The 23,317-nt window shown below is 63.4% G+C and carries 27 protein-coding genes and 1 pseudogene; 13 read left to right on the forward strand and 15 right to left on the reverse strand.

Annotated features, from left to right (window positions below):
• Nucleotides 1-38 precede the first annotated feature (38 nt).
• Nucleotides 39-638, forward strand: coding sequence for a DUF2239 family protein (locus ACSQ27_RS07430; protein ID WP_436154817.1), 600 nt, complete (start codon nucleotides 39-41; stop codon nucleotides 636-638).
• Entirely contained in the window at nucleotides 635-2,008 is a 1,374-nt protein-coding gene (locus tag ACSQ27_RS07435; protein WP_436154818.1) for an MATE family efflux transporter, read from the forward strand. The genes ACSQ27_RS07430 and ACSQ27_RS07435 overlap by 4 nt, the downstream gene beginning before the upstream one ends.
• A 26-nt stretch (nucleotides 2,009-2,034) precedes the next feature.
• On the opposite strand, the gene ACSQ27_RS07440 is transcribed toward ACSQ27_RS07435, so the two are convergent.
• Nucleotides 2,035-2,454, reverse strand: a complete 420-nt coding sequence (locus ACSQ27_RS07440; RefSeq protein WP_436154819.1) for a hypothetical protein — start codon at nucleotides 2,452-2,454, stop codon at nucleotides 2,035-2,037.
• 260 nt (nucleotides 2,455-2,714) lie between these two features.
• On the opposite strand from ACSQ27_RS07440, the gene ACSQ27_RS07445 reads away from it, so the two are divergent.
• The 4 genes from ACSQ27_RS07445 to ACSQ27_RS07460 all read left to right on the forward strand — a co-directional run bounded on the left by ACSQ27_RS07445 (nucleotide 2,715) and on the right by ACSQ27_RS07460 (nucleotide 6,013).
• Nucleotides 2,715-3,824, forward strand: a complete 1,110-nt coding sequence (locus ACSQ27_RS07445) for an acyltransferase family protein (protein WP_436154820.1) — start codon at nucleotides 2,715-2,717, stop codon at nucleotides 3,822-3,824.
• A gap of 797 nt (nucleotides 3,825-4,621) precedes the next feature.
• Complete coding sequence (locus tag ACSQ27_RS07450) at nucleotides 4,622-5,266, forward strand: glutathione S-transferase (RefSeq protein ID WP_436154821.1); 645 nt, start codon at nucleotides 4,622-4,624, stop codon at nucleotides 5,264-5,266.
• A gap of 42 nt (nucleotides 5,267-5,308) precedes the next feature.
• Nucleotides 5,309-5,695 carry a hypothetical protein gene (locus ACSQ27_RS07455; protein WP_436154822.1) on the forward strand — a complete coding sequence of 129 codons (387 nt, stop codon included), beginning with the start codon at nucleotides 5,309-5,311 and terminating at the stop codon, nucleotides 5,693-5,695.
• A gap of 57 nt (nucleotides 5,696-5,752) precedes the next feature.
• A complete protein-coding gene (locus tag ACSQ27_RS07460) occupies nucleotides 5,753-6,013 on the forward strand; it encodes a hypothetical protein (RefSeq protein WP_436154823.1) in 261 nt (86 codons plus the stop codon).
• Here the strand turns inward: ACSQ27_RS07460 and ACSQ27_RS07465 are convergent.
• Entirely contained in the window at nucleotides 6,010-6,270 is a 261-nt protein-coding gene (locus ACSQ27_RS07465; RefSeq protein ID WP_436154824.1) for a UBP-type zinc finger domain-containing protein, read from the reverse strand. The genes ACSQ27_RS07460 and ACSQ27_RS07465 overlap by 4 nt on opposite strands.
• A gap of 20 nt (nucleotides 6,271-6,290) precedes the next feature.
• Nucleotides 6,291-7,997 carry an FAD-dependent oxidoreductase gene (locus ACSQ27_RS07470; RefSeq protein ID WP_436154825.1) on the reverse strand — a complete coding sequence of 569 codons (1,707 nt, stop codon included), beginning with the start codon at nucleotides 7,995-7,997 and terminating at the stop codon, nucleotides 6,291-6,293.
• 151 nt (nucleotides 7,998-8,148) lie between these two features.
• On the opposite strand from ACSQ27_RS07470, the gene ACSQ27_RS07475 reads away from it, so the two are divergent.
• A complete protein-coding gene (locus ACSQ27_RS07475; protein WP_436154826.1) occupies nucleotides 8,149-8,937 on the forward strand; it encodes an extensin-like domain-containing protein in 789 nt (262 codons plus the stop codon).
• A 264-nt stretch (nucleotides 8,938-9,201) separates the two neighbouring features.
• On the opposite strand, the gene ACSQ27_RS07480 is transcribed toward ACSQ27_RS07475, so the two are convergent.
• Entirely contained in the window at nucleotides 9,202-10,353 is a 1,152-nt protein-coding gene (locus ACSQ27_RS07480) for a DSD1 family PLP-dependent enzyme (protein WP_436154827.1), read from the reverse strand.
• A gap of 38 nt (nucleotides 10,354-10,391) precedes the next feature.
• The gene (locus ACSQ27_RS07485) at nucleotides 10,392-11,399 is read right to left on the reverse strand and encodes an ornithine cyclodeaminase family protein (protein WP_436155415.1); all 1,008 of its coding nucleotides are present in this window, start codon (nucleotides 11,397-11,399) and stop codon (nucleotides 10,392-10,394) included.
• Between the two features lie 103 nt (nucleotides 11,400-11,502).
• Here ACSQ27_RS07485 and ACSQ27_RS07490 point away from each other — a divergent pair, with 103 nt between their 5' ends.
• The 3 genes from ACSQ27_RS07490 to ACSQ27_RS07500 all read left to right on the forward strand — a co-directional run bounded on the left by ACSQ27_RS07490 (nucleotide 11,503) and on the right by ACSQ27_RS07500 (nucleotide 15,879).
• Nucleotides 11,503-12,978: a DHA2 family efflux MFS transporter permease subunit gene (locus ACSQ27_RS07490; protein ID WP_436154828.1), complete on the forward strand. Its 1,476-nt coding sequence runs from the start codon at nucleotides 11,503-11,505 to the stop codon at nucleotides 12,976-12,978.
• Between the two features lie 91 nt (nucleotides 12,979-13,069).
• Nucleotides 13,070-14,341 (forward strand): DEAD/DEAH box helicase, encoded by a 1,272-nt coding sequence (locus ACSQ27_RS07495; protein WP_436154829.1) that lies wholly within the window; start codon nucleotides 13,070-13,072, stop codon nucleotides 14,339-14,341.
• 155 nt (nucleotides 14,342-14,496) lie between these two features.
• On the forward strand, nucleotides 14,497-15,879 hold the full coding sequence (locus ACSQ27_RS07500) for an HNH endonuclease family protein (protein ID WP_436154830.1): 1,383 nt from the start codon (nucleotides 14,497-14,499) through the stop codon (nucleotides 15,877-15,879).
• A 44-nt stretch (nucleotides 15,880-15,923) separates the two neighbouring features.
• Here the strand turns inward: ACSQ27_RS07500 and ACSQ27_RS07505 are convergent.
• A pseudogene (locus tag ACSQ27_RS07505) lies at nucleotides 15,924-16,091 on the reverse strand (DUF1801 domain-containing protein); the annotation flags it as partial.
• Between the two features lie 69 nt (nucleotides 16,092-16,160).
• Between ACSQ27_RS07505 and ACSQ27_RS07510 the strand changes: the two are divergent.
• Nucleotides 16,161-16,934, forward strand: coding sequence for an ATP-grasp domain-containing protein (locus ACSQ27_RS07510; protein WP_436154831.1), 774 nt, complete (start codon nucleotides 16,161-16,163; stop codon nucleotides 16,932-16,934).
• A gap of 118 nt (nucleotides 16,935-17,052) precedes the next feature.
• Here the strand turns inward: ACSQ27_RS07510 and ACSQ27_RS07515 are convergent, their stop codons facing one another.
• The 4 genes from ACSQ27_RS07515 to ACSQ27_RS07530 all read right to left on the reverse strand — a co-directional run bounded on the left by ACSQ27_RS07515 (nucleotide 17,053) and on the right by ACSQ27_RS07530 (nucleotide 18,884).
• Nucleotides 17,053-17,598 (reverse strand): hypothetical protein, encoded by a 546-nt coding sequence (locus ACSQ27_RS07515; RefSeq protein ID WP_436154832.1) that lies wholly within the window; start codon nucleotides 17,596-17,598, stop codon nucleotides 17,053-17,055.
• A gap of 68 nt (nucleotides 17,599-17,666) precedes the next feature.
• A complete protein-coding gene (locus ACSQ27_RS07520) occupies nucleotides 17,667-18,062 on the reverse strand; it encodes a type II toxin-antitoxin system PemK/MazF family toxin (RefSeq protein ID WP_436154833.1) in 396 nt (131 codons plus the stop codon).
• 25 nt (nucleotides 18,063-18,087) lie between these two features.
• Nucleotides 18,088-18,519: a hypothetical protein gene (locus ACSQ27_RS07525; protein ID WP_436154834.1), complete on the reverse strand. Its 432-nt coding sequence runs from the start codon at nucleotides 18,517-18,519 to the stop codon at nucleotides 18,088-18,090.
• Between the two features lie 41 nt (nucleotides 18,520-18,560).
• Nucleotides 18,561-18,884: a DUF6172 family protein gene (locus ACSQ27_RS07530; protein WP_436154835.1), complete on the reverse strand. Its 324-nt coding sequence runs from the start codon at nucleotides 18,882-18,884 to the stop codon at nucleotides 18,561-18,563.
• 196 nt (nucleotides 18,885-19,080) lie between these two features.
• Here ACSQ27_RS07530 and ACSQ27_RS07535 point away from each other — a divergent pair, with 196 nt between their 5' ends.
• On the forward strand, nucleotides 19,081-19,605 hold the full coding sequence (locus ACSQ27_RS07535) for a hypothetical protein (RefSeq protein ID WP_436154836.1): 525 nt from the start codon (nucleotides 19,081-19,083) through the stop codon (nucleotides 19,603-19,605).
• A gap of 128 nt (nucleotides 19,606-19,733) precedes the next feature.
• Here ACSQ27_RS07535 and ACSQ27_RS07540 read toward each other — a convergent pair whose 3' ends face one another.
• Nucleotides 19,734-20,291 carry a helix-turn-helix domain-containing protein gene (locus ACSQ27_RS07540; protein WP_436154837.1) on the reverse strand — a complete coding sequence of 186 codons (558 nt, stop codon included), beginning with the start codon at nucleotides 20,289-20,291 and terminating at the stop codon, nucleotides 19,734-19,736.
• A 95-nt stretch (nucleotides 20,292-20,386) separates the two neighbouring features.
• Here ACSQ27_RS07540 and ACSQ27_RS07545 point away from each other — a divergent pair, with 95 nt between their 5' ends.
• The gene (locus ACSQ27_RS07545; RefSeq protein ID WP_436154838.1) at nucleotides 20,387-20,908 is read left to right on the forward strand and encodes an N-acetyltransferase family protein; all 522 of its coding nucleotides are present in this window, start codon (nucleotides 20,387-20,389) and stop codon (nucleotides 20,906-20,908) included.
• Nucleotides 20,909-20,911: 3 nt separating this feature from the next.
• Here ACSQ27_RS07545 and ACSQ27_RS07550 read toward each other — a convergent pair whose 3' ends face one another.
• The 4 genes from ACSQ27_RS07550 to ACSQ27_RS07565 form a co-directional block, all read right to left on the reverse strand.
• Entirely contained in the window at nucleotides 20,912-21,469 is a 558-nt protein-coding gene (locus ACSQ27_RS07550) for a DsbA family protein (RefSeq protein ID WP_436154839.1), read from the reverse strand.
• Nucleotides 21,470-21,575: 106 nt separating this feature from the next.
• On the reverse strand, nucleotides 21,576-21,824 hold the full coding sequence (locus tag ACSQ27_RS07555; protein WP_436154840.1) for a hypothetical protein: 249 nt from the start codon (nucleotides 21,822-21,824) through the stop codon (nucleotides 21,576-21,578).
• Nucleotides 21,811-22,176, reverse strand: coding sequence for a hypothetical protein (locus tag ACSQ27_RS07560; RefSeq protein WP_436154841.1), 366 nt, complete (start codon nucleotides 22,174-22,176; stop codon nucleotides 21,811-21,813). Before ACSQ27_RS07560 ends, ACSQ27_RS07555 begins: the two co-directional genes overlap by 14 nt.
• Before the next feature lie 230 nt (nucleotides 22,177-22,406).
• Nucleotides 22,407-23,309, reverse strand: a complete 903-nt coding sequence (locus tag ACSQ27_RS07565; RefSeq protein ID WP_436154842.1) for a LysR family transcriptional regulator — start codon at nucleotides 23,307-23,309, stop codon at nucleotides 22,407-22,409.
• Between the last annotated feature and the right edge of the window lie 8 nt (nucleotides 23,310-23,317).

Here is a 23,317-nt window from a genome sequence, read left to right on the forward strand (position 1 = left end):
CCTTTTCACTTCTTTTTACTGTTGAGCGAGCCCTTCCCATGCCATCCCTGTCCTCTCCCGAACCCTCCCCGCGCCTGGTCGCCTTCGCAGGCTTCCGGCAAGTCGCCGCAGGCGACCGTGCACAGGTCGTCAGCGCGCTGCGCAAGCTGCCCGCCACCGAAGAGACGCTGCTCCGCGTGTTCAACGACGCCACCGGCGAACGCATAGACCTGGACCTGCGCCCCGAGGCGGAGGCCGCGCCCTCGCCCACCGCAGCCGCGCAAGCACCCGCGGCAGAAGCCTCCGCCGCACGCCCGGTCGGCCGGCCCAAGCTCGGTGTCGTGGCGCGTGAAGTCACGCTGCTGCCCCGCCACTGGGAGTGGCTGGGCAGCCAGCCCGGCGGCGCTTCCGTCACCCTGCGCCGCCTGGTCGACGAATCGCGCAAGGCGAACGAAGGCCGCGTCAGCGTGCGTGCCTCGCGCGAGAACGCCTACCGCTTCATGAGCGAGATGGCCGGCGACCTGCCGGGCTTTGAAGAGGCCAGCCGCGCGCTGTTCGCCGGCGACAAACTGAAGTTCGAAGGCCTTGTCGCGCCATGGCCCGAAGACGTTCGCCTGCAGTTGGCGAAACTGGCCGCCGGCGGCTGGAGCGCCGAATGACGCCGCCCGCCACGAAAGCGCTGAGCGACACCGTGCCGATGTGGAAAACCTTCGCGGCCTTCCTGGGCCCCATGCTGCTCAGCAACATCCTGCAATCGCTTTCGGGCACGATCAACAACATCTACATCGGCCAGATGATCGGTGTCGGGGCGCTGGCCGCCGTGACCAGCTTTTTCCCCATCATGTTTTTCTTCATTGCCTTCACCATCGGGCTGGGCGCGGGCGCCTCGGTGCTGATCGGCCAGGCCTGGGGGGCGCGCGACACCGGCAAGGTCAAGGCCGTGGCCGGCACCACGCTGGCGGTGGGCGCGAGCTTCGGCCTGGCGATTGCCGTCTTCGGCGGCGCCTTCACCGCGCCGCTGCTCAAGGCGCTGGGCACGCCGCCCGACATCCTGGCCGATGCGACCCTCTATGCCCGCATCATGCTGATCGCCATGCCGGGGCTGTTCGTCTTCCTGCTGTCGACCTCCATGCTGCGCGGCGTGGGCGACACGGTGAGCTCGCTTTACACGCTGTGCATTTCCACCGCCTGCGCCCTGCTCGTGACGCCTGCGCTCATCCTGGGCTGGGGCGGCCTGCCCAAGCTGGGCGTCGCCAGCAGCGCGGTGGCCACCATACTGTCTTTCCTCGTCGCCACCGGCTGGCTGGCCCGGCGCCTGCACGCCATCAAGAGCCCGCTGGCGCCTGACGCCGAGTTCAGGCGCCACTTGCGCGTGAACCCCGCCATCTTGAAGACCGTGCTGAGGGTCGGTGTGCCCACCGGCGTGCAGTTGGTCGTCATCTCGCTCGCCGAGATCGCGCTGCTCTCGCTGGTCAACGGCTACGGCTCCAACGCCACGGCGGCCTATGGCGCGGTGAACCAGGTAGTGGCCTATGTGCAGTTCCCGGCCATTTCCATCGCCATCACCGCCTCCATCCTCGGGGCGCAGGCCATAGGCGCGGGCCGCACCGACAAGCTGGGCACCATCACCCGCACCGGCCTGCAGATGAACCTGGCGCTGACCGGCGTGCTGGTCTTGCTGGGCTATCTTTTCTCGCGCCACCTGATGGGCCTTTTCATCACCAGCGAGCCGGTGATCGAGCTGTCGCAAACCCTGCTGCACATCATGCTGTGGAGCAGCGTGGTCTTCGGCATGCAGGGTGTGGTCTCGGGTGTGATGCGCGCCAGCGGCACGGTATGGGTGCCCATGGGCATTTCGATTTTCTGCATCGCGCTGGTCGAGGTGCCCGTTGCCTGGGTCATGAGCCAGCGCATCGGCGTCAACGGCATCTGGATCGCCTACCCCGTCACCTTTGTCGCGATGCTGGGCCTGCAGACGGCGTATTACCGCCTGGTGTGGAAGAAACAATCGATACGGCGGCTGGTGTAAAGAAAGAAAGGCGGCGGGCAGCTTCCTTAGCAGCGCATGAACTGCGCGTCCGGCACGGCGAAGAGCCCGTCGTCGCCGGCCCTGCCGTCCAGGAACTCCCCGCCTACCCGCAGCGCCTCCGCGATCAGGCGTTTCACCGCGTCCAGCTTGTCCTGCAAGCCCGGCGATATGCCGACGAAGGAATAGACGCAATAGCTTTCATGCCGCACCACGGCAAACTCGCCTTGCATCACAAAGGCGTAGCACGAGGCGGCATCCGGCGTGCCGGCCAGGGAAACAGGCAGCAGGCAGGCCTTGACGGCTTCATCGATCGCCCAGGTCTGCTGCTGGAACTCCGCGGAGACGTCGTCGCGGGAATGGACGAACTCGCCGATGTTACGTTTCACGTCGGGTGTCCAGAACGAATCAAAAACATCCTGGGCAACGGGTTTGATCACAAATGCCATGGTGGTCTCCTCTGATGGGCGGCGGGCGGATGGCGGACCGGGAAGCTCCCCGGGATCGCCGATGCCGGACCATATTCCATTTCCCGGCGGGGATTCCGGGCAATTGTCCGTAGATGGAGATTTGAAGTCAGATTTTGCGAATCAATCTCCAGTGCGCTTTGTCACAGACCCCTCCGGAAGCCTTGCTACCATGGGTGCGAGCACCGATCTCCTTCTCCATTGCCGCGACGGGGCGCCAGCCACAGGACACCCCCGCATCGATGACCAGACCGCACGCCTTGACCCGCCGCAACCCCACCATCGACATCGCCAGGGGCCTTGGCATCATCCTGGTCGTGCTCGGGCACAACTGGATCGTGCTGCACGAAAGGGGCGAGCTGTTCCGGGTGATCTATTCCTTTCACCTGCCGCTCTTCTTTTTCCTGTCAGGCCTGTTCCTGAAGGATTCCGCCCGCCTGGGAGACTTCGCGCTGTCGCGCGCCGATGCACTGCTGAAGCCTTATGCCGTCGTGCTGGTGCTGCTGGGCATCGCCGAGATGCTGGCCCCGAAGCTGGTTCCGGTCGCCGGCACCACACCACTGGCGTATTTTTCCGGCGTTCTTTATGCCACCGCGCCCACCATCGCCTGGACACCGCTGTGGTTCCTGCCCCACCTCTTCGTCGCGACGGTTTTCTCCCTGGCCATCCTGCGCGCCACCCGGGCGCTGGCGAACCGCCCCGCCTGGCTTTTTGTGATCGCCTGCGCGCTGCTGGCAACCGGCATTGCCTCGATCAGCCGGTTCTGGCAAATCGACACCGCGGCCTCCTTGCACTTCATGGGCCTGGACCGCCTGCCCGGCCTTCCCTGGAGCCTGGACCTGCTGTTCATCAGCACGCCCTGCATCCTTTTCGGCTTCCTGCTCGCCAGGCCGGTGGCGGCGATGCGCTTCAGCCTCCTGTGGTTTGGCGCCGCTGCCCTCGCCTTCGCCGCCTTGCACGCTTTTTTTGACGAGGCCATGGACCTGAACCTGCGGGTGTATGGCAACCCCCTGGTCTCCACCCTGCAGGCCGCGCTCGGCATCTACCTCGCCCTGAGCGCCTCGTCGCTGCTGCAGCGCTTTGCCGCCGTCCAGCGCCCGCTGGCCTACATAGGCGCGGCCAGCCTGTTCATCCTGCTGTTCCACTACGTCGTGCAAGGGCGAACTTTTCTGGTGTTATCTCACTTCAGCCGGAATGAGGTGCTGGTGGGTGTGGCGAGTTTTGTTGCCGGGGTTGTGCTGCCCTTGTTATTGCTGGAGTTTGTGCGGCGGCAACGGCTTTTGGGGGCGCTGTTGTTGCCACGGCGCGCCGGCCCGCCTTCCCCGCAAACCGTTCCCGGCAAATTGCCGTAAGTCATCACCGTTGGGGCTTTCTGTTCTCTCTGCTGAGGGTTGCTGGCCGGGGGTAGCCCGGCAGCTACTCACTTTTATCGAAACCCGCAAAGCGGGTTTTCTTTTGTTCGCCAAAAGGCGCGCTCCGCGCGCGGGGTTTGCTCACTTCGCGAAGCGAAGTTACGCAAACACCAAAAGTAAGCAAAAGAAAAGGCGACCCTGGTTGCTGCGTCCCTCCGCTGCGCTACGGGCAACCTGCGGTGCTCGGTCCAGGCGGGGTCTCGCTAAACTCGCCTTCGGCTCAAACAACGCGATCCCTGATCCGCCTGAACCTGCGCTCCTCGGCGCATCCACAAGGGGTGGGGACGAGGAATACAAAATCCAATACCGAATACTGAAGAAACAAGGACTCGCGACGCGAGTCCTTGTTTGTATTTGTTTTCTTTATCTTCCTTGCATTTTGTCTTCGGTTCCCGCTCCCGCTCCCGCTCGCCCCGTCCTGGCTGGGCCGAGGAGCGCAGACGTAGGCGGATCAGGGATCGCGTTGTTTGAGCGAAGCGCAGCGTAGCGAGTTTAGCGAGACCCCGCCGTAGTCGAGCACCGCAGGTTGCCCGGAGCGAAGCGCAGGGACCCAGACTGCGGGTCGCCTTTTTTTGCTTACTTTTTTTGGCGAAGCAAAAAAAGTGAGTCGCATGCCGGGCGACTCCCGGCCAGCAACCCTCAGCAGAGGGCGCGCCGCCGGCGCAAGACCCGACCAACATCCGAAACCCTTGATACGATAGCCCCCCAGCCCGAGGCGCACCTCAAAAGGACCCCAAATGAAACTGATCGGAATGCTCGACTCCCCCTACGTCCGCCGCGTAGCCATCTCCCTGCAACTGCTAGGCCTGCGCTTCGAGCACCAATCAATCTCGGTGTTCAGCACCTTTGAGAAATTCCGCGCCATCAACCCGGTGGTCAAAGCCCCCTCGCTGGTCTGCGACGACGGCACGGTGCTGATGGACTCCACGCTGATCATCGATTACGCCGAAGCGCTGGCCGCACAGGCGCCGGCCGGCAGAAGCCTGATGCCCTCCACGCTGGCCGAACGCCAGCAGGCTTTGCGCGTCATCGGTCTGGCCCTGGCCGCCTGCGAAAAAAGCGTGCAGATCGTCTACGAGCGCCACCTGCGCCCCGCCGAAAAATTGCACCAGCCCTGGGTGTCGCGCGTGACCAGCCAGCTGCTGGCGGCTTACGGCGAACTTGAAGCGCAGCTGCAACGCAAACCCCTGGCCGTGGCCAGCGACACCATGGGCCAGGACGGCGTGACCGCGGGCATTGCCTGGCACTTCACCCAAGCCATGCTGCCCGAGGTGGTCAACGCGGCGGACTTCCCGGCCTTGCGCGAGTTTTCGGCGCGGGCCGAGCAGTTGCCCGAATTCGCCGCGGCGCCGCACAGCGACATCACCTACGTTTCCCGCTAAAGTCCCACCGGCACAACCGAATCCCTCAGGAGATCAAGCAGCATGAAAAACCGGATCATCGCCATCGCGCTTCTTTCCGCAAGCACTCAGGCCGCCTTCGCCCTGTCACTCAAGGACGCAGGAGAAAACCTGCTGTACTTCGAGCATGCAAAACTCAGCGCCGAGCACTGCGAGAAACAGAATGTGTCCGTCCGCCCCGCACTTGCCGGCTGGCAGCAGCAGACCATGCCGCTCTATCGCCAGTCAGCGGAGGCGATACGTTCGGAAGGCGCCAAAAGAGGTTTGACCAAATCCGAACAGGACGACGTGCTCGCGGCGGCAATTGAGAACCAGAGACAGCTGGCGCAGGACAACATCGCCAGGAAGGGCGTTCCCTGCAAGAATTTCGGGGCGGTCCTGGAGATGTATTCCACGCTTCTCAAGCGCTGAAGGCGAAGAGCGGCTGACGGGCTGGACTCACCGCCCCTCGCCCGTTAGGATGGCTGCATGGCCCCCGACCCCACCCCCGACCCGGAATCCACCCCCGAGCTTTCCGAGGAAAAAATCAACGAAGCTCGGGACGCCTGGTGCAAAACCTATGTGCATGTCTGGGCCGACCTGTCCAAGGGCCACTACGACAAGGACGCAGTGCAAAAAGCCGCCGACGAGCACTGGCAGCGCAGCCCCAGATCGAGCCCGGTGATGGTGGCCACAACCGAGTTCACCAAGGCCACCAAGGCGGCGCCACCGCCGGCTGCCGCGCCCTAACCCACCTGCAATTCGTGCTCATAGCACCACATCCAGCTCTCTCCGGGTTCAAACGACTGGATCACCGCATGCCCGGTCGCCGCATGGTGTTTGCTCGCATGCTGGTTCTTGGAGTCGTCGCAGCAGCCGATATGGCCGCAATGCACACACAGGCGCAAATGCATCCAGGTGTCGCCCATCTTGAGGCACTCTTCGCAGCCTCTGGCATTCGGTGAATGGATTTCAGCGGGGACGTGGCTGCAGGGTTTGATTCGCATGGGATGAGTTCCTTCAATCGTCAGGCGACAGCGGCGGCGCGTTCCATGGCCGCCAGGTGCTGGTGGATCATCGCGACCGCCGCGGCGCCCTCGCCTATCGCGCCGCCCACGCGCTTGACGGAGCCGCTGCGCACGTCGCCCACGGCGAACAGGCCGGGGATGTTGGTTTCCAGCGGCGCGGGTTTGTAGTCGGAATGTTTGCAGGTGACGCTTTCGCCGGTGCGCACAAAACCGTGCGCGTCTATGGCCACGCCGCAGCTGTCCAGCCAGCCGGTTTCCGGGTCGGCGCCGACGAAAAGAAACACGTTACGCACCTCGGCGTCATGCTCGGTGCCGCGCTGGCGGTTGCGCCAGGTGACGGCGCTCAGGCCGGCGTTGCCGTCGCCATGCAGCTTGACCACCTCGGTCTGCGGCAACAGCTCGATATTGGGTGTGGCGCCTATGCGGTCTATCAGGTAGCGCGACATGCTGGCCGCCAGGCTGGGGCCGCGCACCAGCATGTTGACCTTGGCCGCGTGCTGCGACAAAAACACCGCCGCCTGCCCGGCTGAATTGCCGCCGCCCACCAGCACCACCTCGGTCTGGCTGCACATCTTGGCTTCCAGCGCCGAGGCCCAGTACCAGACGCCGCGGCCTTCGAACTCGGCCAGGCGCGGCACCTCGGGCCGGCGGTAGCGCGCGCCGCTGGCCACCACCACGGTCTTGGCGCGCAGCGTGCGGCCGTCGGTCAGCTTCACATGCAGCTCACCCTTGATGGCCTTGGCCGCGCAGTCCAGCGACTGGGCCTGCGCCGGGATCAGCATTTCGACGCCGAATTTTTGCGCCTGCACGTAGGCGCGGCCGGCGAGTGCCTGGCCGGAGATGCCAGTGGGAAAGCCCAGGTAGTTCTCGATGCGCGCGCTCGCGCCGGCCTGGCCGCCATAGGCCCGGCAATCCAGCACCATCACCTGCAGGCCTTCCGAGGCCGCATACACCGCGGTCGCCAGGCCGGCGGGCCCGCCGCCAACCACGATCACGTCGAAGAGCTCGGGGTGCTCCAGCGTATCGACCATGCCCATGCAGCGGGCCAGCTGGTTTTCGCCGGGGTTCACCAGCACCGAGCCATCGGGGCAGACCGCCAGCACGTCGCCGGCGGCGGCGCCGTACTGCTCCATCAGCGCGGCGGCATCGCTGTCTTGTGCAATATCCACCACGTGATGCGGTTCACCGTTGCGGTTCAAAAAACTTTGCAGCCGCACCACGGCGGCCGATTGCGGCCGGCCTATCAGCACCGGGCCGCTGGCGCCGGCTTCGATCAGCGCCACGCGCCGCAAAATCAGCGCGCGCACCACACGCTCGCCCAGGTCGGCCTCGGCAATGATCAATGCGCGCAACTGGCCGGGCGGCACCAGCAGGGCGTCGACGTCGTCCTCGGCATGGCCGTCGACCAGCGCCGGCGCGCCCGAGAGCTGGCCGACCTCGGCCAGGAACTGGCCCGGGCCCTGCGTGACGATGGGCAGCACATGGCCCAGGCCGTCGCGCTGCGTGATGGTGACCGAGCCCTTGAGCATCACGAACATGCCGGGGCCGGGCTCGCCAGCGGCGAACAGCCTGTCGCCCTTACGGAAATGCAGCACCGTGCCGAAGCGGTGTATGCGCGCAATCTCCGCTGCGCTGAGCACGGGGAACATCTGGTGGCGCCGGCTCTCGGCCAGCGGCGGGGGTGCGGGGGTGGGGTCGTCAGCCATCAAAACTCCGGTGCGAAGGGGAACATGAGGGGATGCAATGCTTATGCCCGCATGATGCCGGATCAGGCGGGGGATTGGCGAGTTGCATGGCGATTGCTACAAACTTTTTCGCCTGCCGGGCCGGCCTGGGGCGCCTCGGCTATAAACAGGCATGCCCCTGGACCCTCCCCCCGCGCCGGACCCATCGCCAGCCAGGCCCGTGCGCTGGGGCCGCTGGCTGGCGCTGCTGCTGTGGAGCGCCCTCGCCACCGGTATCTACGGCGTCTACACCGACGTGATCCGGATTCCCCCGCAATTGAACCCCTGGGCGCCGCTGGACGTGATGGCCCCGCCCGGCCTGCTGACCCGCTACAAACTCTCACGTGCGCGCAACGACGCGGAGCGCTGCCAGGCCGCGCTGGCCACCACCGGCATGCAGTACGACGTCCTGCCCAACCGCAGCACCGGCGAGGGCTGCGGCTTCCAGAACGCGGTGCGGCTGCGCACGGCGGCGGTGCGCATGGGCGCACCGTTTCCGCTCAGCTGCCCGATGGCGCTGAGCTTCTTCATGTGGGAAAGGCATGCGCTGCAGCCCGCGGCGCAGAAGCACATGGGCCAGCGCGTGGCGGGCATGGACCATCTGGGCAGCTATGCCTGCCGCAACGTGAACCGCGGCGAAGGCGCGCCGCCCAACGCGCCGGCCCGCGCGCGCAGCCGCCACGCCACGGCCAATGCGCTGGACATCTCGGCCTTGACCCTGGCCGACGGGCAGCGCATCACGGTGCTCAAGGACTGGGCCGGCGAAGACGCCGCCACGCCGCTCAAGCCCAGGGAGCTGCTGCTGCGCGAGGCCCACGAGGGCGCCTGCAAATATTTCAAAGGTGTGCTGGGCCCGGACTACAACGCGGTGCACAAAGACCACTTTCATTTGGAGACCGGCGGCTACAGCATGTGTCGTTAAGAACCACATACAACGCACGTGGCGCTATTGTTTTACCCCCTCTCCCAGAGGGAGAGGGAGAGGGAGCGAAACCCCGCCAACCCCACACCCAGTGCTTTTCCGACGGCTTTGCTCAATCGCGGCTACTCACATGCGTTCGCCCTGAGCTTGTCGAAGGGCTTCGATCGCTCATCAAGCGCAGGACAGGCCAAACTCAACCAGAACGGTACGTTGGCTGTATTTTCAGAATACCAACAGGCGCTTCAAAGCCCTTGAAAATGACCTTCACCAGCCGTAAAGCCGGCGCCAGGTCGCCACTTCGCCGTTCTCGGCGAGTGCGTGGTACTCAGGATGCTGCGCGCCGGTCGCGCAGGCGTGGTTGGGCAAAATGCGCAGCTGCGTGCCGACCGGGAAGCGCGCGGCGATGTCGGTGTCGGGTGCGCCTTCGCGCGAGAGGATGCCGTGCTCCTGGTTGGCGCCGCTGAGCACATAACCTGCCAGCACCTCACCCTCGGTGTCGCAGACCTGGCCGTAGCCGAAATCGTGGGCCTGCTTTTGTGTGCCGCGGTCGCGGCTCATGGCCATCCAGCCGGCGTCGACAATGGCCCAGCCTTTGTCGACCTGGTGGCCTATCACCGTGGTCAGCACACTGAGCGCGATGTCGTCCGTCGCGCAGACGCCGATGTTGTGCATCACCAGGTCGAAGAACACATACACGCCGGCGCGCACTTCGGTCACGCCCTCGAGCTGCGCCGCCGACAGCGCCGTCGGCGTCGAGCCCACGCTGACCACCGCGCAAGGCAGGCCCGCGGCGCGCAGGCGTTCGGCGGCCTGCACGCAGGCGGCGCGCTCCTGCTCGGCCATGGCCACCAGCGCCTCGGGCGTGTGGAGGTCGTAGCTGGAGCCGGCATGCGTCATGACGCCGCCCAGCCGCATGCCGCCCTCATGCAACGCGCGCGCCACCTCCAGCAAGGCGGCCTCGCCGGGCTTGATGCCGGAGCGGTGGCCGTCGCTGTCGATTTCTATCCAGACCTCGAATTTTTCGCCGTGCTCGCGGCCGAAAGCGGCAATCGCCGCGGCCGAGGCCACGCTGTCGGTGATGATTTTGAGGTCGCAGCCCTGGCGCCGCAGCGCCAGCGCCTGCGGCAGCTTGGCCGGCACCATGCCGACCGCATAGAGGATGTCGCCAAAACCGTCGGCATAAAACTGCGCGGCTTCCTTGAGGGTGGAAACCGTGATGCCCTGCGCCCCGGCGGCCAGCTGCGCGCGCGCCACCGGTGTGCATTTGCTGGTCTTGACGTGCGGGCGAAAGCGCACGCCCAGCGCATTCATGCGCTGCTGCATGCGTGCTATGTTGCGCTGCATGCGCGCCAGGTCGATCACGGCGGCCGGTGTGTCCAGGGCGGCCAGGGGGTGGGATTGGGTCGTGGCGGTCAAGGGAATCTCCAGAACTTTAGTCAATGGCTTCAAACCGGTCACCAGGGCCAGGCAATGCTTTGGCCCTTGCCGTCAAGTCGCGCGCGCTGCTCCAGCATGCGCGCGACCGTGAGGTCTTGCAAGGCGATGCCGGTCATGTCGAACACGGTGATGTCACCGGCGCCGCGCGCAAAGGCGGCCTTGCCCGACAACACATCGCCGATTTCCGTGCAGGCGGTGTCAGGCGCCCATTGCAGCTCGCCTATGCCGCGCGACTGGGCCGCATCGTCCACAAACACGCGTGCCCTGGCCAGCAGGCCTTCGGGCAGCTCGCGTTTGCCTTTTGTGTCGCTGCCCACCGCATTGATGTGGGTGCCGGGCTGGACGGCGGCCGCGTCGAACAGCGGGCCCTTGCCGGTGGTAGCCGTGATCACCACGTCGCTTTGCGCCACGGCGGCATTCACGTCCGCCGCATGCGTGATGGTGCACAGGCCGGCAAACGCCGCTTCAAACGCGGGCTTGGGCAAACCGTCGGCCGTGGCGTAAAACACCTGGCGCAGCCCGGGCAGCTGCCGAAGGGCAAAGCGCAATTGCGCCTGCGCCTGCACGCCGGTGCCGAACACGCACACCGTGCGGCTCTCAGGCCGTGCCAGCTCCAGGCCCAGGCCGCCGGCGGCGCCGGTGCGCTCGGTGGTGACGGCATTGCCGTCGATCAGGCAGGTCGGCCGTCCCGTGGCGGGGTCAATCAGCATGATGGTGGCCTGGTGGGCGTCGGCACCCCGCGCGGGATTGCCGGGCCAAAAACCTGCTGCCTTGAAGCCCAGCAGCGACTGCGCCCCCACATCGCCCGACTTGATGCCGAACACGCCGCCGGTGGCCAGCCTCTCACGCACCAGGGAGAACACACGGCCCTCCCCCTGGCTGTGGAGCACAAAGGCCTCGCGCGTGGCCGCCAGCACGTCGGCGGGCAGCAGCATGGCCTCGACCGCGTGTTTGTCCAGCAGCAGCAGTTGGGCATCCGCCGGCCTGCTTGCCTTGGACGGCGGAGAACTGGCAGGATGGGGCATGGGTGGCTGCGCGGCTTGTGTCGTCATCTGGAAATATTATCCATTATCAGACAATTTGTCAAACAACCGCATCACCTCCACACCCGCGACCGCAGGAGACCCCATGCCCGCCAGCCCGCACGCCCCTTGTGACGAAGGCATCATCCGCGCCCAGGCCTGCGGCGGCGGCCAGGCGGCGCACCCCAAGCTGGCGCTGGCCGCCACGGTGCTGGGCTCCTCCATGGCCTTTATCGACGGCTCCGTCGTCAACATCGCCCTGCCCGCCATCCAGCGCGACCTGGCCGGTGATTCGGCCTCCGGGCTGGCCGAGATGCAATGGGTCATCAATGCCTACCTGCTGTTGCTGGGCTCGCTGGTGCTGGTGGGCGGCTCGCTGGGCGACCGCTTCGGCCGGCGCAAGATCTTCATCATCGGCATCGCGCTGTTCACCGCCGCCTCGGTGGCCTGCGGCCTGGCGCCCGGGCCGCTGGCGCTCATCGCCGCGCGCGCCTTGCAGGGTGTGGGCGCGGCCCTGCTGGTGCCGGCCAGCCTGGCCATCATCGGCAACGTGTTTGAGGGCGAGGCGCGCGGCAAGGCGATAGGCACCTGGGCCGCCTGGGCGGCGATCACCGGCGCGGCCGGGCCGGTGCTGGGCGGCTGGCTGGTCGATGCGGTGTCGTGGCGCTCCATCTTCTTTTTGAACGTGCCCATGGCCGTGGCCACCGTATGGCTGGCCCTTTACGCCGTGCCCGACAGCCGCGACCCCGACGCGCCCCAGCAGCTCGACTGGCCCGGCGTGCTGCTGGTGGCAAGCGGCCTGGGCGGCCTGACCTACGGCCTCACGCTGGCGCCCGAGCGCGGCTGGCAGGTGCTGAGTGTGCTGGGCCCCATCGCCGGGGGTGCGGTGCTGCTGCTGGCATTCGTCTATGTGCAGGCTCGCACACGCGCGCCCATGATGCCGCTGGGCCTGTTCAAGTCACGCGATTTTGTGGGCACCAATTTGCTCACGCTGCTACTGTATTTCGCACTCAGCGGTGCACTGTTTTTTCTGCCCTTTGTGCTGATAGGCGCTTTTAAGTATTCGGCCACCGCCGCGGGTGCCACCTTGCTGCCCTTCTCCCTGCTGCTCGGTTTCCTGTCGCCGGCCACCGCCAAGTTCACCGAACGTTTCGGCGCGCGTGCCATGCTGATCGCCGGGCCGGCCCTGGCCGCCGCGGGCTTTGCGCTGCTGGCCCTGCCCGGCGTGGGCTGGCCTTACTGGGCCGGCTTCTTCCCCGCCATGCTGGTGCTGGGCCTGGGCATGACGATTGCCGTCGCACCGCTGACCACCACCGTGATGAACGCCGTGCCCGCCACGCACGCCGGCATCGCCTCGGGGATCAACAACGCCGTCGCCCGCGTCGCCGGCCTGCTGGCCGTGGCCCTGCTGGGCGTGGTGTTTGCCGCCGCATTGCGCGGGCCGGTGCAATCGGCCCCGCCCGAATTGCTGGTCGCGGCCTTCCGCTGGGTGGTGCTGGGCTGTGTGCTGTGCGCGCTGGGCGCCTCGGCCTGCGCGCTGCTGTTTCTGGCGCCCGCCAGGGCCAAAAGCGCGCGGCCTTAAACTTGGGGCGTCAGGCAGCCCTGCCGGGCCCGCCCCACGCGGCCCACACCGCGCCAACCCCGCGTCTTCCCACCCTCCTCCACACCACCCCATGCCATTTTCCTCACTGGGTATTTCGCCCGCGCTGCTGCCCCTGCTCCTGCGCGCCCTGGACGAAAAAGGCTATACCGCCCCCACGCCCATCCAGCAGGCCGCCATCCCGGCCGTGCTGCAAGGCCGCGACATCGTCGCCTCGGCCCAGACCGGCTCCGGCAAGACAGCCGCCTTTGCGCTGCCGCTGCTGCAGCGCCTCGCCACCAGCGCAGCGCCCGCCGGCCACCTGCCCGTGCGCGCGCTCATCCTGGTGCCCACACGCGAACTGGCCGCGCAGGTCGGCGAGGCCATCGTAAGTTTTGCCAAGTATTTGCCGCAGCGCATCAAAGTCGCCGTCGTCTTTGGCGGCGTATCGATCAACCCGCAAATGATGAACCTGCGCGGCGGCGCCGACATCGTGGTCGCCACGCCGGGCCGCCTGCTCGACCTGATTGACCACAACGCCCTGACCCTGGCGGGCACCACAAGCCTGGTGCTAGACGAAGCCGACCGCCTGCTGGATCTCGGCTTTGGCGAAGAACTCAATCGCATCCTGGCCCTGCTGCCGGCCAAACGCCAGACCTTGTTCTTTTCAGCGACCTTCCCGCCCGCAATTGAAGCCCTGGCGGAAAGCCTGCTGCGCGATCCGCTGCGCATAGCGGTCGAACCCGTGGTGCAAGCCGTGCCCGACATTGCCCAGCGCGCGATTGAAGTCGACGCACCCCGCCGCACCCAGTTGCTGCGCCACCTGGTGCAGACCGAAAAGTGGGAAAGAGTCCTCGTCTTTGTCGCGACCAAACACGCCGCCGAAATCGTCGCCGACAAGCTGCGCAAGGTCCATATCGAAGCCGAACCCTTCCACGGCGAACTGAGCCAGGGCAAACGCACCCAGGTGCTGCAGGACTTCAAGATCAAGGCCGTGCAAGTCGTGGTGGCCACCGACGTCGCCGCGCGCGGCATAGACATCGCGCAACTGCCGGTGGTCGTGAACTACGACCTGCCGCGATCCGTCACCGACTACACCCACCGCATAGGCCGCACCGGCCGGGCCGGGGAAGCGGGCGTGGCCGTGAGTTTTGTGAGCGCGGACACCGAGGCGCATTTCAAGCTGATTGAAAAGCGCCTGGGCATCCAAGTCGCGCGCGAGCAGGTCGCGGGTTTTGAGCGGGTGGAGGTGGCGGAGGTGAACCCGGTCGATCCCGCGGGGACGGGTGGGGTCAAGGGGAAGCGGCCTAGCAAGAAGGATAAGTTGCGGGCTGCAAAAACCGCTTCGCATGCCGGTGAATCTTGATGCCTACTCAATCTATATGAGTGACAGTTCGCAGCAAGGTCTCTAATATGTGGCTATTGTTTTTATCGCCCTAGTGTTACTAGCGCGGGGCGAAAGGGCCTCCTCTTGGCCAGAACAGATTGCCGCAGTGCGACCAATTAACTAAGTGAGATTGCATGGACCTGACATCTGACAAGATAACTATCAAAGAACTGCTGGAGCTTAAGAAAAACAGCATGCTAATAGTGAATCCGGAATACCAACGAGCTGCGGTTTGGTCGGAAAATCAGCAAAAAAAACTTATCGATAGTGTGTTGCGCGGGTACCCGTTACCACTGATTTACCTTCACCACAAAAAGAGGGTCATCGCGGGTATGCAGAGTGAGGGCCTTGAAATCATAGATGGCCAGCAACGAATAAATGCGCTTTACAGGTTTGGTGAAAGCGCATTAAAACTTTTTGACCCTGTTAAAGATGACAAGGTGGCTAGATTCCCCAGCTTCATTAAGGACACGCCGTGCTCTTGGGCTAGATGCGACTTCCTCAGCTTGCCGGATGACCTAAAGACACGCTTCTTGACTACAAAGATATTTATCGTAAAGGTCACAACGGACATCGAAGATGAAGCTCGCGACCTCTTCATAAGGCTACAGGCCGGACTTCCGCTAAATGCTCAAGAGAAACGTGATGCTTGGCCAGGTGGATTTACTGAACTTGTCTTAAAGCTGGGAGGAAAACCAGAGATTACTCGGCATCAAGGTCATGATTTTTTTAATCGCCATGTCAGCAAGAACTCCAAGGATAGAGGTGAAGTAAGACAACTGTGCGCTCAAATCTGTATGCTATTTTTCGAGCGGCTAGAGCATGGCAATTGGTCTGACATCGGCACCCAAAAAGTTGACGATTATTACTATAGAAATCTTGGGTTCGACATAGACTCCCCACTTGTTAAACGACTATTAAAAGCTCTTGATGTTGCAGTTCAACTTTTTAGTAATCAAACATCGCCGAAATTGAAGGGGCATGAAGCCATTCATGTGATCTTGCTACTTGACAGCTTGATATATGAATACGCCCCCAATTGGAAAACCAATTTCATCCGAGCCTATGATTCGTTCAAAGCAAAAGCTGCAAACGACAAAAAACAACGCAGTGGTGAGTATTGGTTCGAATATGGTGCACTGACACAAACGCAGTCAGCGGAGGGGCGAACCATTCAGCGCAGACACGCTTTTTTCGTTCAGCACATGATGCGAGAACTTAACCCACTGCTTTTGGATACGAACAGAATTTTTGGCAATGAAGAGAGGGAAATAGTCTACTACCGCGACCAAAAGCGATGTGCAGTGTGCAAACAGGAAATTCGTTGGCAAGACCTTGAAGTTCATCATATTGAAGAGCACCAAGCTGGAGGCCAAACCATTATTGAAAATGCTGTACCTGTCCACAAAGACTGCCATCCCAAAGGACAAAAAGCCGTCGAGTTTAGGTTGCAGTGGTTGGAAAATAATAAACCATCCGAATCTGATGAATTGCTTCGCGAGCTTGGTAACTTATAGGCGTCGCGGTTAGCAAAGGAATCGCCTCCATTTGAGGAGATCGGCTAGGCCCGGTTCAACGCTGCAGCCGCTCGCACCAGCACCTTCAACGCCTTCTCATCAATCTCGTCACCCTCATGAAAATCAATCACGCGGCGGGTGTTGCCTTCGAGGCTGGAGTTGAAGAGGCCTGACGGATCGTCTACCTTGGCGCCTTTGGCGAAGGTCATCTTGGCACAGAACTCCGTAGCACGAGTCTAGAATCGATCGCTGCAACCGTCTCGTCACATCGTTAGCGACCCATGCATTGGATACTACAGCGGAACCTCATCAACCCAGCAGATCTCAGTCGCTTCGAGCACGCACTGGAGGCCCGCGGCACGGCCTATAGCCTGGTTAGCTTGGTTCCCTTTTTTCACGAACTCGTCTCCGAACCGGGCGACCTTCCTGAAGAAGGGATTTTTGTCTATGGCAGCACAGGACTTGGCAACGTGGCGAAAGCACGCGGATGGAAGCCTGGTTACTTCGACGCGAACCTGGACTATGAACTCCTGCTGAACATGTACGGTTCCCGAGCTCTAAACTCGTCGGCTATTTGCGCTTCGCTAGCCGAGTTGCCGCGCACTTGGGATCGATTCTTCATTCGGCCAACGTTGGACAGCAAGTCTTTCGCAGGCACAGTCATGACGTGGCAAGAGCTGGAAGAATTTCGCGACGGTGTGGCGCGAGTTTCCAATGCTCCTGACGTAACGCTCCTTCCAGGCGACCGCGTGGTGATGGCTCCGTTGACCGAGATCGAGGTTGAGTTCCGCCTCTTTGCTATCGATGGAGTAATCGTGACTGGGTCACGCTACAAGGTCGGCGAACACCTCTCGGTCTCCAGCGAAGTACCGTCTGCCGTCAGGGAATTCGCACAAGCCTGTGTAGATGATTGGATGCCCAACAAGGCATTCACTATTGATGTTGCGATCACTGGCGGGCAGATGAAGATCATTGAGTTGAACTCGGCGAACTCTGCGGGCGTGTACGCTTGTGATGTTGGCGCTCTCGTTGACGCTGTTAACAGTCGTCTTTGATTTACGGCGAGGGGCCTGAGGCAACGCGCTTTGATGATCCTTACGTCTGCGATTGCAGGGGACGAATTGCGACGACGCTTAAAAGTGGTGTCCGAGTCAATCTACGAGATTGGCAAATCTAAGCATCTCGCCCTAACGCTTCGCGTTCCCTCTTGGCCCGCAGAACACCAAACCGCCACCGAACAAGGCCGATGGCGTAGCGGATGTAGTAACCCGCCAGCAAGCCAAAGACAGCCAGCGTAAGCGAACTCCGCGCGAAATCACCGACGCCGTTCGGCATCCCCGGTGCGATGAGGTAGACCTCGAACAGGCGATAAAGAATGCGCGCCACGAACAACAGTGAAAGCGCAATTCCCAGGTGCGCATTGGGCGTGTAAAACAGGCCTTCGGGCGTCGGCTCAAAGCGCGTCTTGCGCAGTCCGAAGGTGCCGAGCAAAGCGCCAAGGCCCAGGCCGCCGGCAAGCCAGAACAGCCGGTCAAGATGCGCATGCGCGGCGAGGCCAAGCAGGCCTATCAGGACGGGAAAGATGGCCAGCGTGATCCAGGGGCGAATCCTCGACAGGCGCTGGCGCCCCACCATGCGCCGAAAGCGGGCGTAAACACGCCACGCGACCAGCGGAAGAAGCACAAGCAGTGTGAGGGTGGAGGAACCCGGTGCTGGCATGGTGTTGGCCTTCAGGTGTCAGACATGAACGCGGGCGGCGGGAGTTGTTTGCAGGGATGCGCCTGAGACTAACGATTATGAAAAGACGCCTGCAAGAAGCGCATCCCCGCCAGTATCTGCTGAACCCGTTCATCCGACAACGTCCCTATGTGTGCACCCAATCGTGTCTTGTAAACCGAAGATACCTGCGACACGACCACCACACTCTGCTTTTCCAGACTCCCCTCACCAGGCTCCAGCAAGACATTGCCCGGCTCCGTCGCGCGGTTCAGATTGGAGGTCAGCGCGCAAACAATGACGGTGCTGATGCGCGAGCGGTTGAATACGTCGTCCTGCACGACAACATGGGGATGCGGGGAGCCCGGGATGGAGCCGCGTGAGGGGTCAGGCTCAATCCAGAATATGTCGCCCTGCTTGAAGGTGTCGGGGAAAGGGCCTAAAGGAGCTTCGGGGTCTCGGTCCATAGGCTACCAAGCAAGCGCACGTGCTTTAAAAAACACCTGCATGACCCTTATCGAACGCGCTTCGCCACTCCCTGTAACCGGCCAATTCGCTGTCGGTCACCGAACTGTTCCCAATCCGGGTTTGTCCCGCTGCGGCACCGGGCGAACGATTTGGAGCGTGCCCCATCTGGACCGTCCATTTCCCTTTTGCGGCCGCGGCACGCGCTTCTTCAAGCGTATTAAATTCCGAAGCCCCGTAGGAGCAACTGACGACCAGCAGGTAGTCGTCTTCGGTGGCCGCAAAGGATTTTCCCTGTATGTTGATGGACTCACCCTTCTTCAGGGCAACGCGGTCTATCTTCAGCACTTTGTTCACTGAAAATTTTCCGTTGCCTCCTTGGCTGGCGAGCAGGTCGCCTTCCTTGAAAGGAAAGGTCTTGTAGTCGGGTGGGAAGAAATTTCCAGCGTGAATGTCCATGGATAGCACCATCAGTAGAAGTGCAAAGATTCTGCGCATGCTTATTCGACGTCTGCGAAATCGTCCTCACCCTCATTCCGCACCCGCGGCACCTTCACCCCGCCCTTGGCCAGCACCTCCACATAAAACTGCTCGCCGCCGTCTTTCACGATCTCGTCAATCGACTTGATCAGGTCGGCCACGGAGACCACGGCCGCCGAGGCTTCGCTATAGCCCGACTTGCAATCGAAGTCCCAGAAATCGATGCCCTTGGGCAGTGCCTTGGCGCGTTCGCGTTTGAGGTATTTGCGGATGTCGTGTTTGGCGGCTTCGAGCAGGCGCTCGCGGTTCTTGCCTTCGACCTTGAGCTGGAATGTTTTTTTCATAGTACTTTGGTGTCAATGAGTGGCGCACTGCGGCCACGGGATGCTACCGATTATCGGGCCGTCGCCGCATGGCCCGCAAAACCATAGGCAAAAGCGGTGCCGCGGGCCACAATCTGCGCGGCATGGCGTTTGCTTGTTAAAAGCGCCAGCTTGTTCAACCCACGGCCCAGGCCTTGCCGGGCACCAGGAGATTCCAATGATCTATGGTTTGACCTATCTCGGTGTGATCCACACCGCCATCAGCCTGGTGGCCGTCGCAGCCGCGCTGATCGCCTTTTTCCGCGACAAGGAAATCATCGCCGCGTCCACGCTGGGCAAGGTGTATATCTGGACCACGGTGCTGACCTGCCTCACGGGCTTTGGCATCTTCCAGCATGGCGGCTTCGGCAAGCCGCATGCGCTGGGCATCATCACCTTGCTGGTGCTGGGCATTGCCTGGGTGGCGGGCAACACCAAGGTGCTGGGCCGTGCCTCGGCCTATGTGGAGACGCTCAGTTATTCGATCACTTTTTTGTTCCACATGATCCCGGCGATCACCGAGACCTCGACCCGCCTGCCGCTGGGCGCGCCGCTGCTGCCCAATGCCGATGCGCCCGAACTCAAGGCGGCCACGGGTGTGCTGCTGCTGCTCTACATCGTTGGCGCGACGCTGCAGGTGCGGCGCATACGGGCGCGCCATGCGGCGCAAGCGGTGTCGCTACCGGGGTCGGCTGCGGTTTAAGCCTTTATCCACAGATGAAGCCAAACGCGAGGCAACATCGTGTGCCCAGCGTATGGGAGATAAGAACGAAGTCCTGAGTGCAAATTCTTTCTCCTAATCTGCGCAAATCTGCGGATGAATTCCTTTTATCAGCCGTGGTTGATGACCAGCAAATAGCGGCAGCCCCCTCGCCCCAGGGTTTTAAACACCAGCGGCCGGTCCACGCCAAAGTCCAGGCAGTCGCCGGGCTCGAGTTCAAAGACCTCGTCGCCGTAGTCGATGCGCAGCCCGCCCTCGACCAGCCAGAGGCGCTGGCGGTAAGGCTGGCCTGTCCACCTCGGGTAGGCGACGCGGGTGGCGCGCGGCAGTTCAACCTCGACCATCTCGGCGCCCTCCCCGGCCCCGCGCTCGGCGACCTGACGGCGCAGGTAGCCGGCCTCGGGGTCTCGCCAGACTTCCTGGTCGGCTTTTTTGCGCAGCCGGCGGCCGGCTTCTTTGTCTTCTTCGGTGAGCAGTTGCGCGAGCGGCACGCCCAGGCCAGCGGCGAGGCGTCCCAGGATCATGGCCGTGGGGCTGCTTTCGGCGCGCTCGACCTTGGAGATCATGGCCTTGCTGACGCCCGAGACCTCGGCCAGTGCGGCCAGGCTCAGGCCTTTGGCCTGGCGCAGGGCCAGCAGCCGGGAGGCAATCAGGGCGTCAATCGTCATGGCGGTCCTTGGGTAAAAATCTAACGTCCATCATAAGGGATTAATAATCTCTTATAGTAGACGAATCTTTTTCCCCTTCCCGAAAGGAGTTTCCCATGCATCCCGTCCTGTGCACCGAAGAGCGCCATGCCGGCCAGATTTTGGCCATCTTCAACGAGGCCATCGTGAACTCCACGGCGCTCTACGACTACAAGCCGCGCGCGCCCGAAAGCATGGCGACCTGGTTCGCGACCAAGCGCGCGAACGGTTTTCCGGTGATCGGGCTGGAGGACGACGCTGGCAAGCTGCTGGGTTTTGCGAGCTATGGCACGTTTCGCGCGTTCCCGGCCTACAAGTACACGGTGGAGCATTCCGTCTATGTGGAGAAAGACAGCCGCGGCCAGGGGCTGGGGCGCAGGCTGCTGGAGGCCATCGTCGCCAAGGCCGAGGAGCAAGGCATGCACCTGCTGGTGGGCGCGATAGACCTGGACAACGCCGCGAGCATCGAACTGCACAAGCGCCTGGGCTTTGAGCACTGCGGCACGATCAAACAGGCGGCTTTTAAATTCGGCCGCTGGCTGGATTTGGCTTTCCTGCAGAAGACCTTAAAGACGCCGCTGCAGCCGGTCGACGGCTAAACACTAAGCTTGGGCGGACTGGGCCAGGGCTTTATCAATGGCTTCGTGCAGATGCTGCAAGCCGAACGACACATCGCAAAACACGCCGTTGACGTAAAACGCCGGCGTTGAGCGCACGCCCAGGTGGCGGCCGGTTTGCATGTGCTCCTGCACACGCTGCAGGTAGACATGGTCGCTCATCTCGTTCTGGTAGCGCGCCATGTCGAGGCCGACCTGGGTGGCGTAGTCGAGCAGGTTTTTGTCCTTGAGGTGCTGCTGGTGGGTGAAGAGCAGCTCGTGCATGGGCCAGAACTTGCCCTGGGCGCCGGCGGCTTCGGCCGCTTCGGCGGCGAGCTCGGCATGCGGGTGCACCTCGCGCAGCGGAAAGTGCCGGAAGACAAAACGCAGTTGCTGGCCGAAGTGCGGCAGCATGACCTTGAGGGCCGAGTGGGCCTGGAAGCAGGAGGGGCACTCGAAGTCGCCGTACTCAACCAGCGTGACCGGGGCGGACGCGCGTCCGCGGATGTGGTCTATGGCCTCGTCAGGTTCGAGGACCGGGTCCGGCGTGGGCAGGGAAGCCATGGAATCACCTTTCGTCAACTGTTCAAGGATGGGTTGAGACAGTATGCGCCCGCGGCCGTGACGTGATCAAGACGCGGGCAAAGAAGGGTGAAACGGACTGTGAGTATCAGGCCTGGTTGGCCGCGTTCTCGAGGGCTTCGTCGAGCGCCTTGCAGGAGGGCGAGCACACGGCCTGGGACTTGCCCAGCACCTTGCGCGTGCCCATCAGGGAGCGGGCGCGGTGCTTGCCGCACATAAAGCACGACATGGTGGCCGCGCCGAACGAGGTGGTGGCGGCGAACGGGGAGCCCGAGACCTTGGACTTGTAGCGCAGGCCGTCTGCGAGGACAGCGGTTTTGGCGTCAGCTCTTGCCATGGTGTGGATCTTCCTTCGGTTGGGGGTTTTGACGGTTCATGGCCTTGTCGATGGCCGCTTTGGCCTGCTGCTCGGCGGCGAGCGAGGCATCCAGCGCGGACCGGCACAGGCCGGCGTACTGGTAGTTCACGTTTTCATACAGCTCGGCGGCGGCCGGATGGGTGTCCAGCAGCGCGCCCAGCGCCGTACCCGGCTCCACGTCGCCCAGTTCGCTGACGAGGTGCAGCACGACGGAGCGGTATTGCTCGGCGCCGACAGGCACCGCGCTGTGCTCCAGGCGCTCGAGCAACTCGGCCAACACGTGGGTGACCGTGAGGTCGGTCTTGTGGGGATGGGAATGGGTGGCGTTCATGCAGTGAATTTGGGGCTTCCTTCCCCAAAATCAAGCGCCGTGGCCGGCCAGGACGCCGGCCTTGCGGCGGCTGCCAGGCCCGTTTGGGCCTAGCCTGGATCAGCCCTGCACGCTATATTTTCTATAGCTGGTGACGCTTGTCTGCCGTGGGTTGGAGGCTTATTTTAACGCAAAAGAAGGCCGGCCGCTTTCACCGCCCCTTGAGAGGGGGTTTTAGGGGCCTGCGCCGCTCAGGCCAACGAGGTATCCGCCAGGTGCCTGACCAGCAGCCTGGCCGCGGCCGACAGGCCTGCCTCGTCGCGAAAGCAGATGGCGAAACGGCGCCTGGCCCAGGCGTCGCCCAGCGGGATCACGCGCAGGCCATAGGTGCGGGCATAGGGCTCGGCGACCTCGCGCGGCACCACGCTGATGGCCAGGTTGGCGCGCACCACGCGCAGCGCCGCCTCGAAGTTGGAGACGATGACGCGGTGCACGACGGTTTTGCCCTGGAGCGCGGCGGCACGCTGCAGCAGCACCTGCACGGCGCTGTGCGCCGGCAGGCTCACGTGTTCGTGGTCCAGCGTCTGCTCGAAGCTCAAAACCTCGTGGCCGGCCAGCGGGTGCGAGGGATGGGCCACGATGGCCAGGTGGTCGTGGCGGTAGCCGCAGGATTGCAGGCCCGAAAGGCCGGCCGCGTCCCAGCAGATGCCGATGGAGGCCACGCCCTCCTTGATACCGCGAATCACATCGGGGCTGACGCGCTCTTCCATGGTGACGCGGATGTCATGGTGCGCCTGGACCTGCAAAAAAGCCGCCACGTCGTCGGCCAGCGATTCGGCCATGACGGATGCCGTGGCCAGGATGCGCACCTGGCCGCGCACGCCCAGCGCATAAGCCCCCATGTCGCGCTCGATCTGGTCGGCGCTGGCGAGTATCGCGCGCGCGTGCTCCAGCAGGCTCTCGCCGGCCGGTGTGGGCTCCACGCCGTGGCGGCGGCGCAGCAGCAAGGGCGTGCCGACCGTGTCTTCAAGCTGGGCCAGCCGCTTGCTGATGGCCGAGCCGACGATATTGGCCTGCTCAGCCGCCCGGGCGATGCTGCGGGCGTCGCACACGGCGGCAAAGAGGCGCAGGGTGGTCATGTCGAGGTCTCTCATGCCTTGTC

The sequence above is a fragment of the Polaromonas sp. LjRoot131 genome, assembly GCF_964252805.1.
GTDB lineage: Bacteria > Pseudomonadota > Gammaproteobacteria > Burkholderiales > Burkholderiaceae_C > Polaromonas.

Excerpts from the sequence above, each read along its gene's own strand:
- ACSQ27_RS07555 (WP_436154840.1), bottom strand. The coding sequence starts at position 21,824 with ATGGCAAGAGCTGACGCCAAAACCGCTGTCCTCGCAGACGGCCTGCGC.
- ACSQ27_RS07545 (WP_436154838.1), top strand. The coding sequence starts at position 20,387 with ATGCATCCCGTCCTGTGCACCGAAGAGCGCCATGCCGGCCAGATTTTG.
- ACSQ27_RS07540 (WP_436154837.1), bottom strand. The coding sequence starts at position 20,291 with ATGACGATTGACGCCCTGATTGCCTCCCGGCTGCTGGCCCTGCGCCAG.
- ACSQ27_RS07465 (WP_436154824.1), bottom strand. The coding sequence starts at position 6,270 with ATGCGAATCAAACCCTGCAGCCACGTCCCCGCTGAAATCCATTCACCG.
- ACSQ27_RS07485 (WP_436155415.1), bottom strand. The coding sequence starts at position 11,399 with ATGCCCCATCCTGCCAGTTCTCCGCCGTCCAAGGCAAGCAGGCCGGCG.
- ACSQ27_RS07440 (WP_436154819.1), bottom strand. The coding sequence starts at position 2,454 with ATGGCATTTGTGATCAAACCCGTTGCCCAGGATGTTTTTGATTCGTTC.
- ACSQ27_RS07470 (WP_436154825.1), bottom strand. The coding sequence starts at position 7,997 with ATGGCTGACGACCCCACCCCCGCACCCCCGCCGCTGGCCGAGAGCCGG.
- ACSQ27_RS07460 (WP_436154823.1), top strand. The coding sequence starts at position 5,753 with ATGGCCCCCGACCCCACCCCCGACCCGGAATCCACCCCCGAGCTTTCC.
- ACSQ27_RS07500 (WP_436154830.1), top strand. The coding sequence starts at position 14,497 with ATGGACCTGACATCTGACAAGATAACTATCAAAGAACTGCTGGAGCTT.
- ACSQ27_RS07435 (WP_436154818.1), top strand. The coding sequence starts at position 635 with ATGACGCCGCCCGCCACGAAAGCGCTGAGCGACACCGTGCCGATGTGG.
- ACSQ27_RS07535 (WP_436154836.1), top strand. The coding sequence starts at position 19,081 with ATGATCTATGGTTTGACCTATCTCGGTGTGATCCACACCGCCATCAGC.
- ACSQ27_RS07450 (WP_436154821.1), top strand. The coding sequence starts at position 4,622 with ATGAAACTGATCGGAATGCTCGACTCCCCCTACGTCCGCCGCGTAGCC.
- ACSQ27_RS07560 (WP_436154841.1), bottom strand. The coding sequence starts at position 22,176 with ATGAACGCCACCCATTCCCATCCCCACAAGACCGACCTCACGGTCACC.
- ACSQ27_RS07525 (WP_436154834.1), bottom strand. The coding sequence starts at position 18,519 with ATGGACATTCACGCTGGAAATTTCTTCCCACCCGACTACAAGACCTTT.
- ACSQ27_RS07475 (WP_436154826.1), top strand. The coding sequence starts at position 8,149 with ATGCCCCTGGACCCTCCCCCCGCGCCGGACCCATCGCCAGCCAGGCCC.
- ACSQ27_RS07510 (WP_436154831.1), top strand. The coding sequence starts at position 16,161 with ATGCATTGGATACTACAGCGGAACCTCATCAACCCAGCAGATCTCAGT.
- ACSQ27_RS07455 (WP_436154822.1), top strand. The coding sequence starts at position 5,309 with ATGAAAAACCGGATCATCGCCATCGCGCTTCTTTCCGCAAGCACTCAG.
- ACSQ27_RS07520 (WP_436154833.1), bottom strand. The coding sequence starts at position 18,062 with ATGGACCGAGACCCCGAAGCTCCTTTAGGCCCTTTCCCCGACACCTTC.
- ACSQ27_RS07445 (WP_436154820.1), top strand. The coding sequence starts at position 2,715 with ATGACCAGACCGCACGCCTTGACCCGCCGCAACCCCACCATCGACATC.
- ACSQ27_RS07430 (WP_436154817.1), top strand. The coding sequence starts at position 39 with ATGCCATCCCTGTCCTCTCCCGAACCCTCCCCGCGCCTGGTCGCCTTC.
- ACSQ27_RS07495 (WP_436154829.1), top strand. The coding sequence starts at position 13,070 with ATGCCATTTTCCTCACTGGGTATTTCGCCCGCGCTGCTGCCCCTGCTC.
- ACSQ27_RS07515 (WP_436154832.1), bottom strand. The coding sequence starts at position 17,598 with ATGCCAGCACCGGGTTCCTCCACCCTCACACTGCTTGTGCTTCTTCCG.
- ACSQ27_RS07565 (WP_436154842.1), bottom strand. The coding sequence starts at position 23,309 with ATGAGAGACCTCGACATGACCACCCTGCGCCTCTTTGCCGCCGTGTGC.
- ACSQ27_RS07530 (WP_436154835.1), bottom strand. The coding sequence starts at position 18,884 with ATGAAAAAAACATTCCAGCTCAAGGTCGAAGGCAAGAACCGCGAGCGC.
- ACSQ27_RS07550 (WP_436154839.1), bottom strand. The coding sequence starts at position 21,469 with ATGGCTTCCCTGCCCACGCCGGACCCGGTCCTCGAACCTGACGAGGCC.
- ACSQ27_RS07490 (WP_436154828.1), top strand. The coding sequence starts at position 11,503 with ATGCCCGCCAGCCCGCACGCCCCTTGTGACGAAGGCATCATCCGCGCC.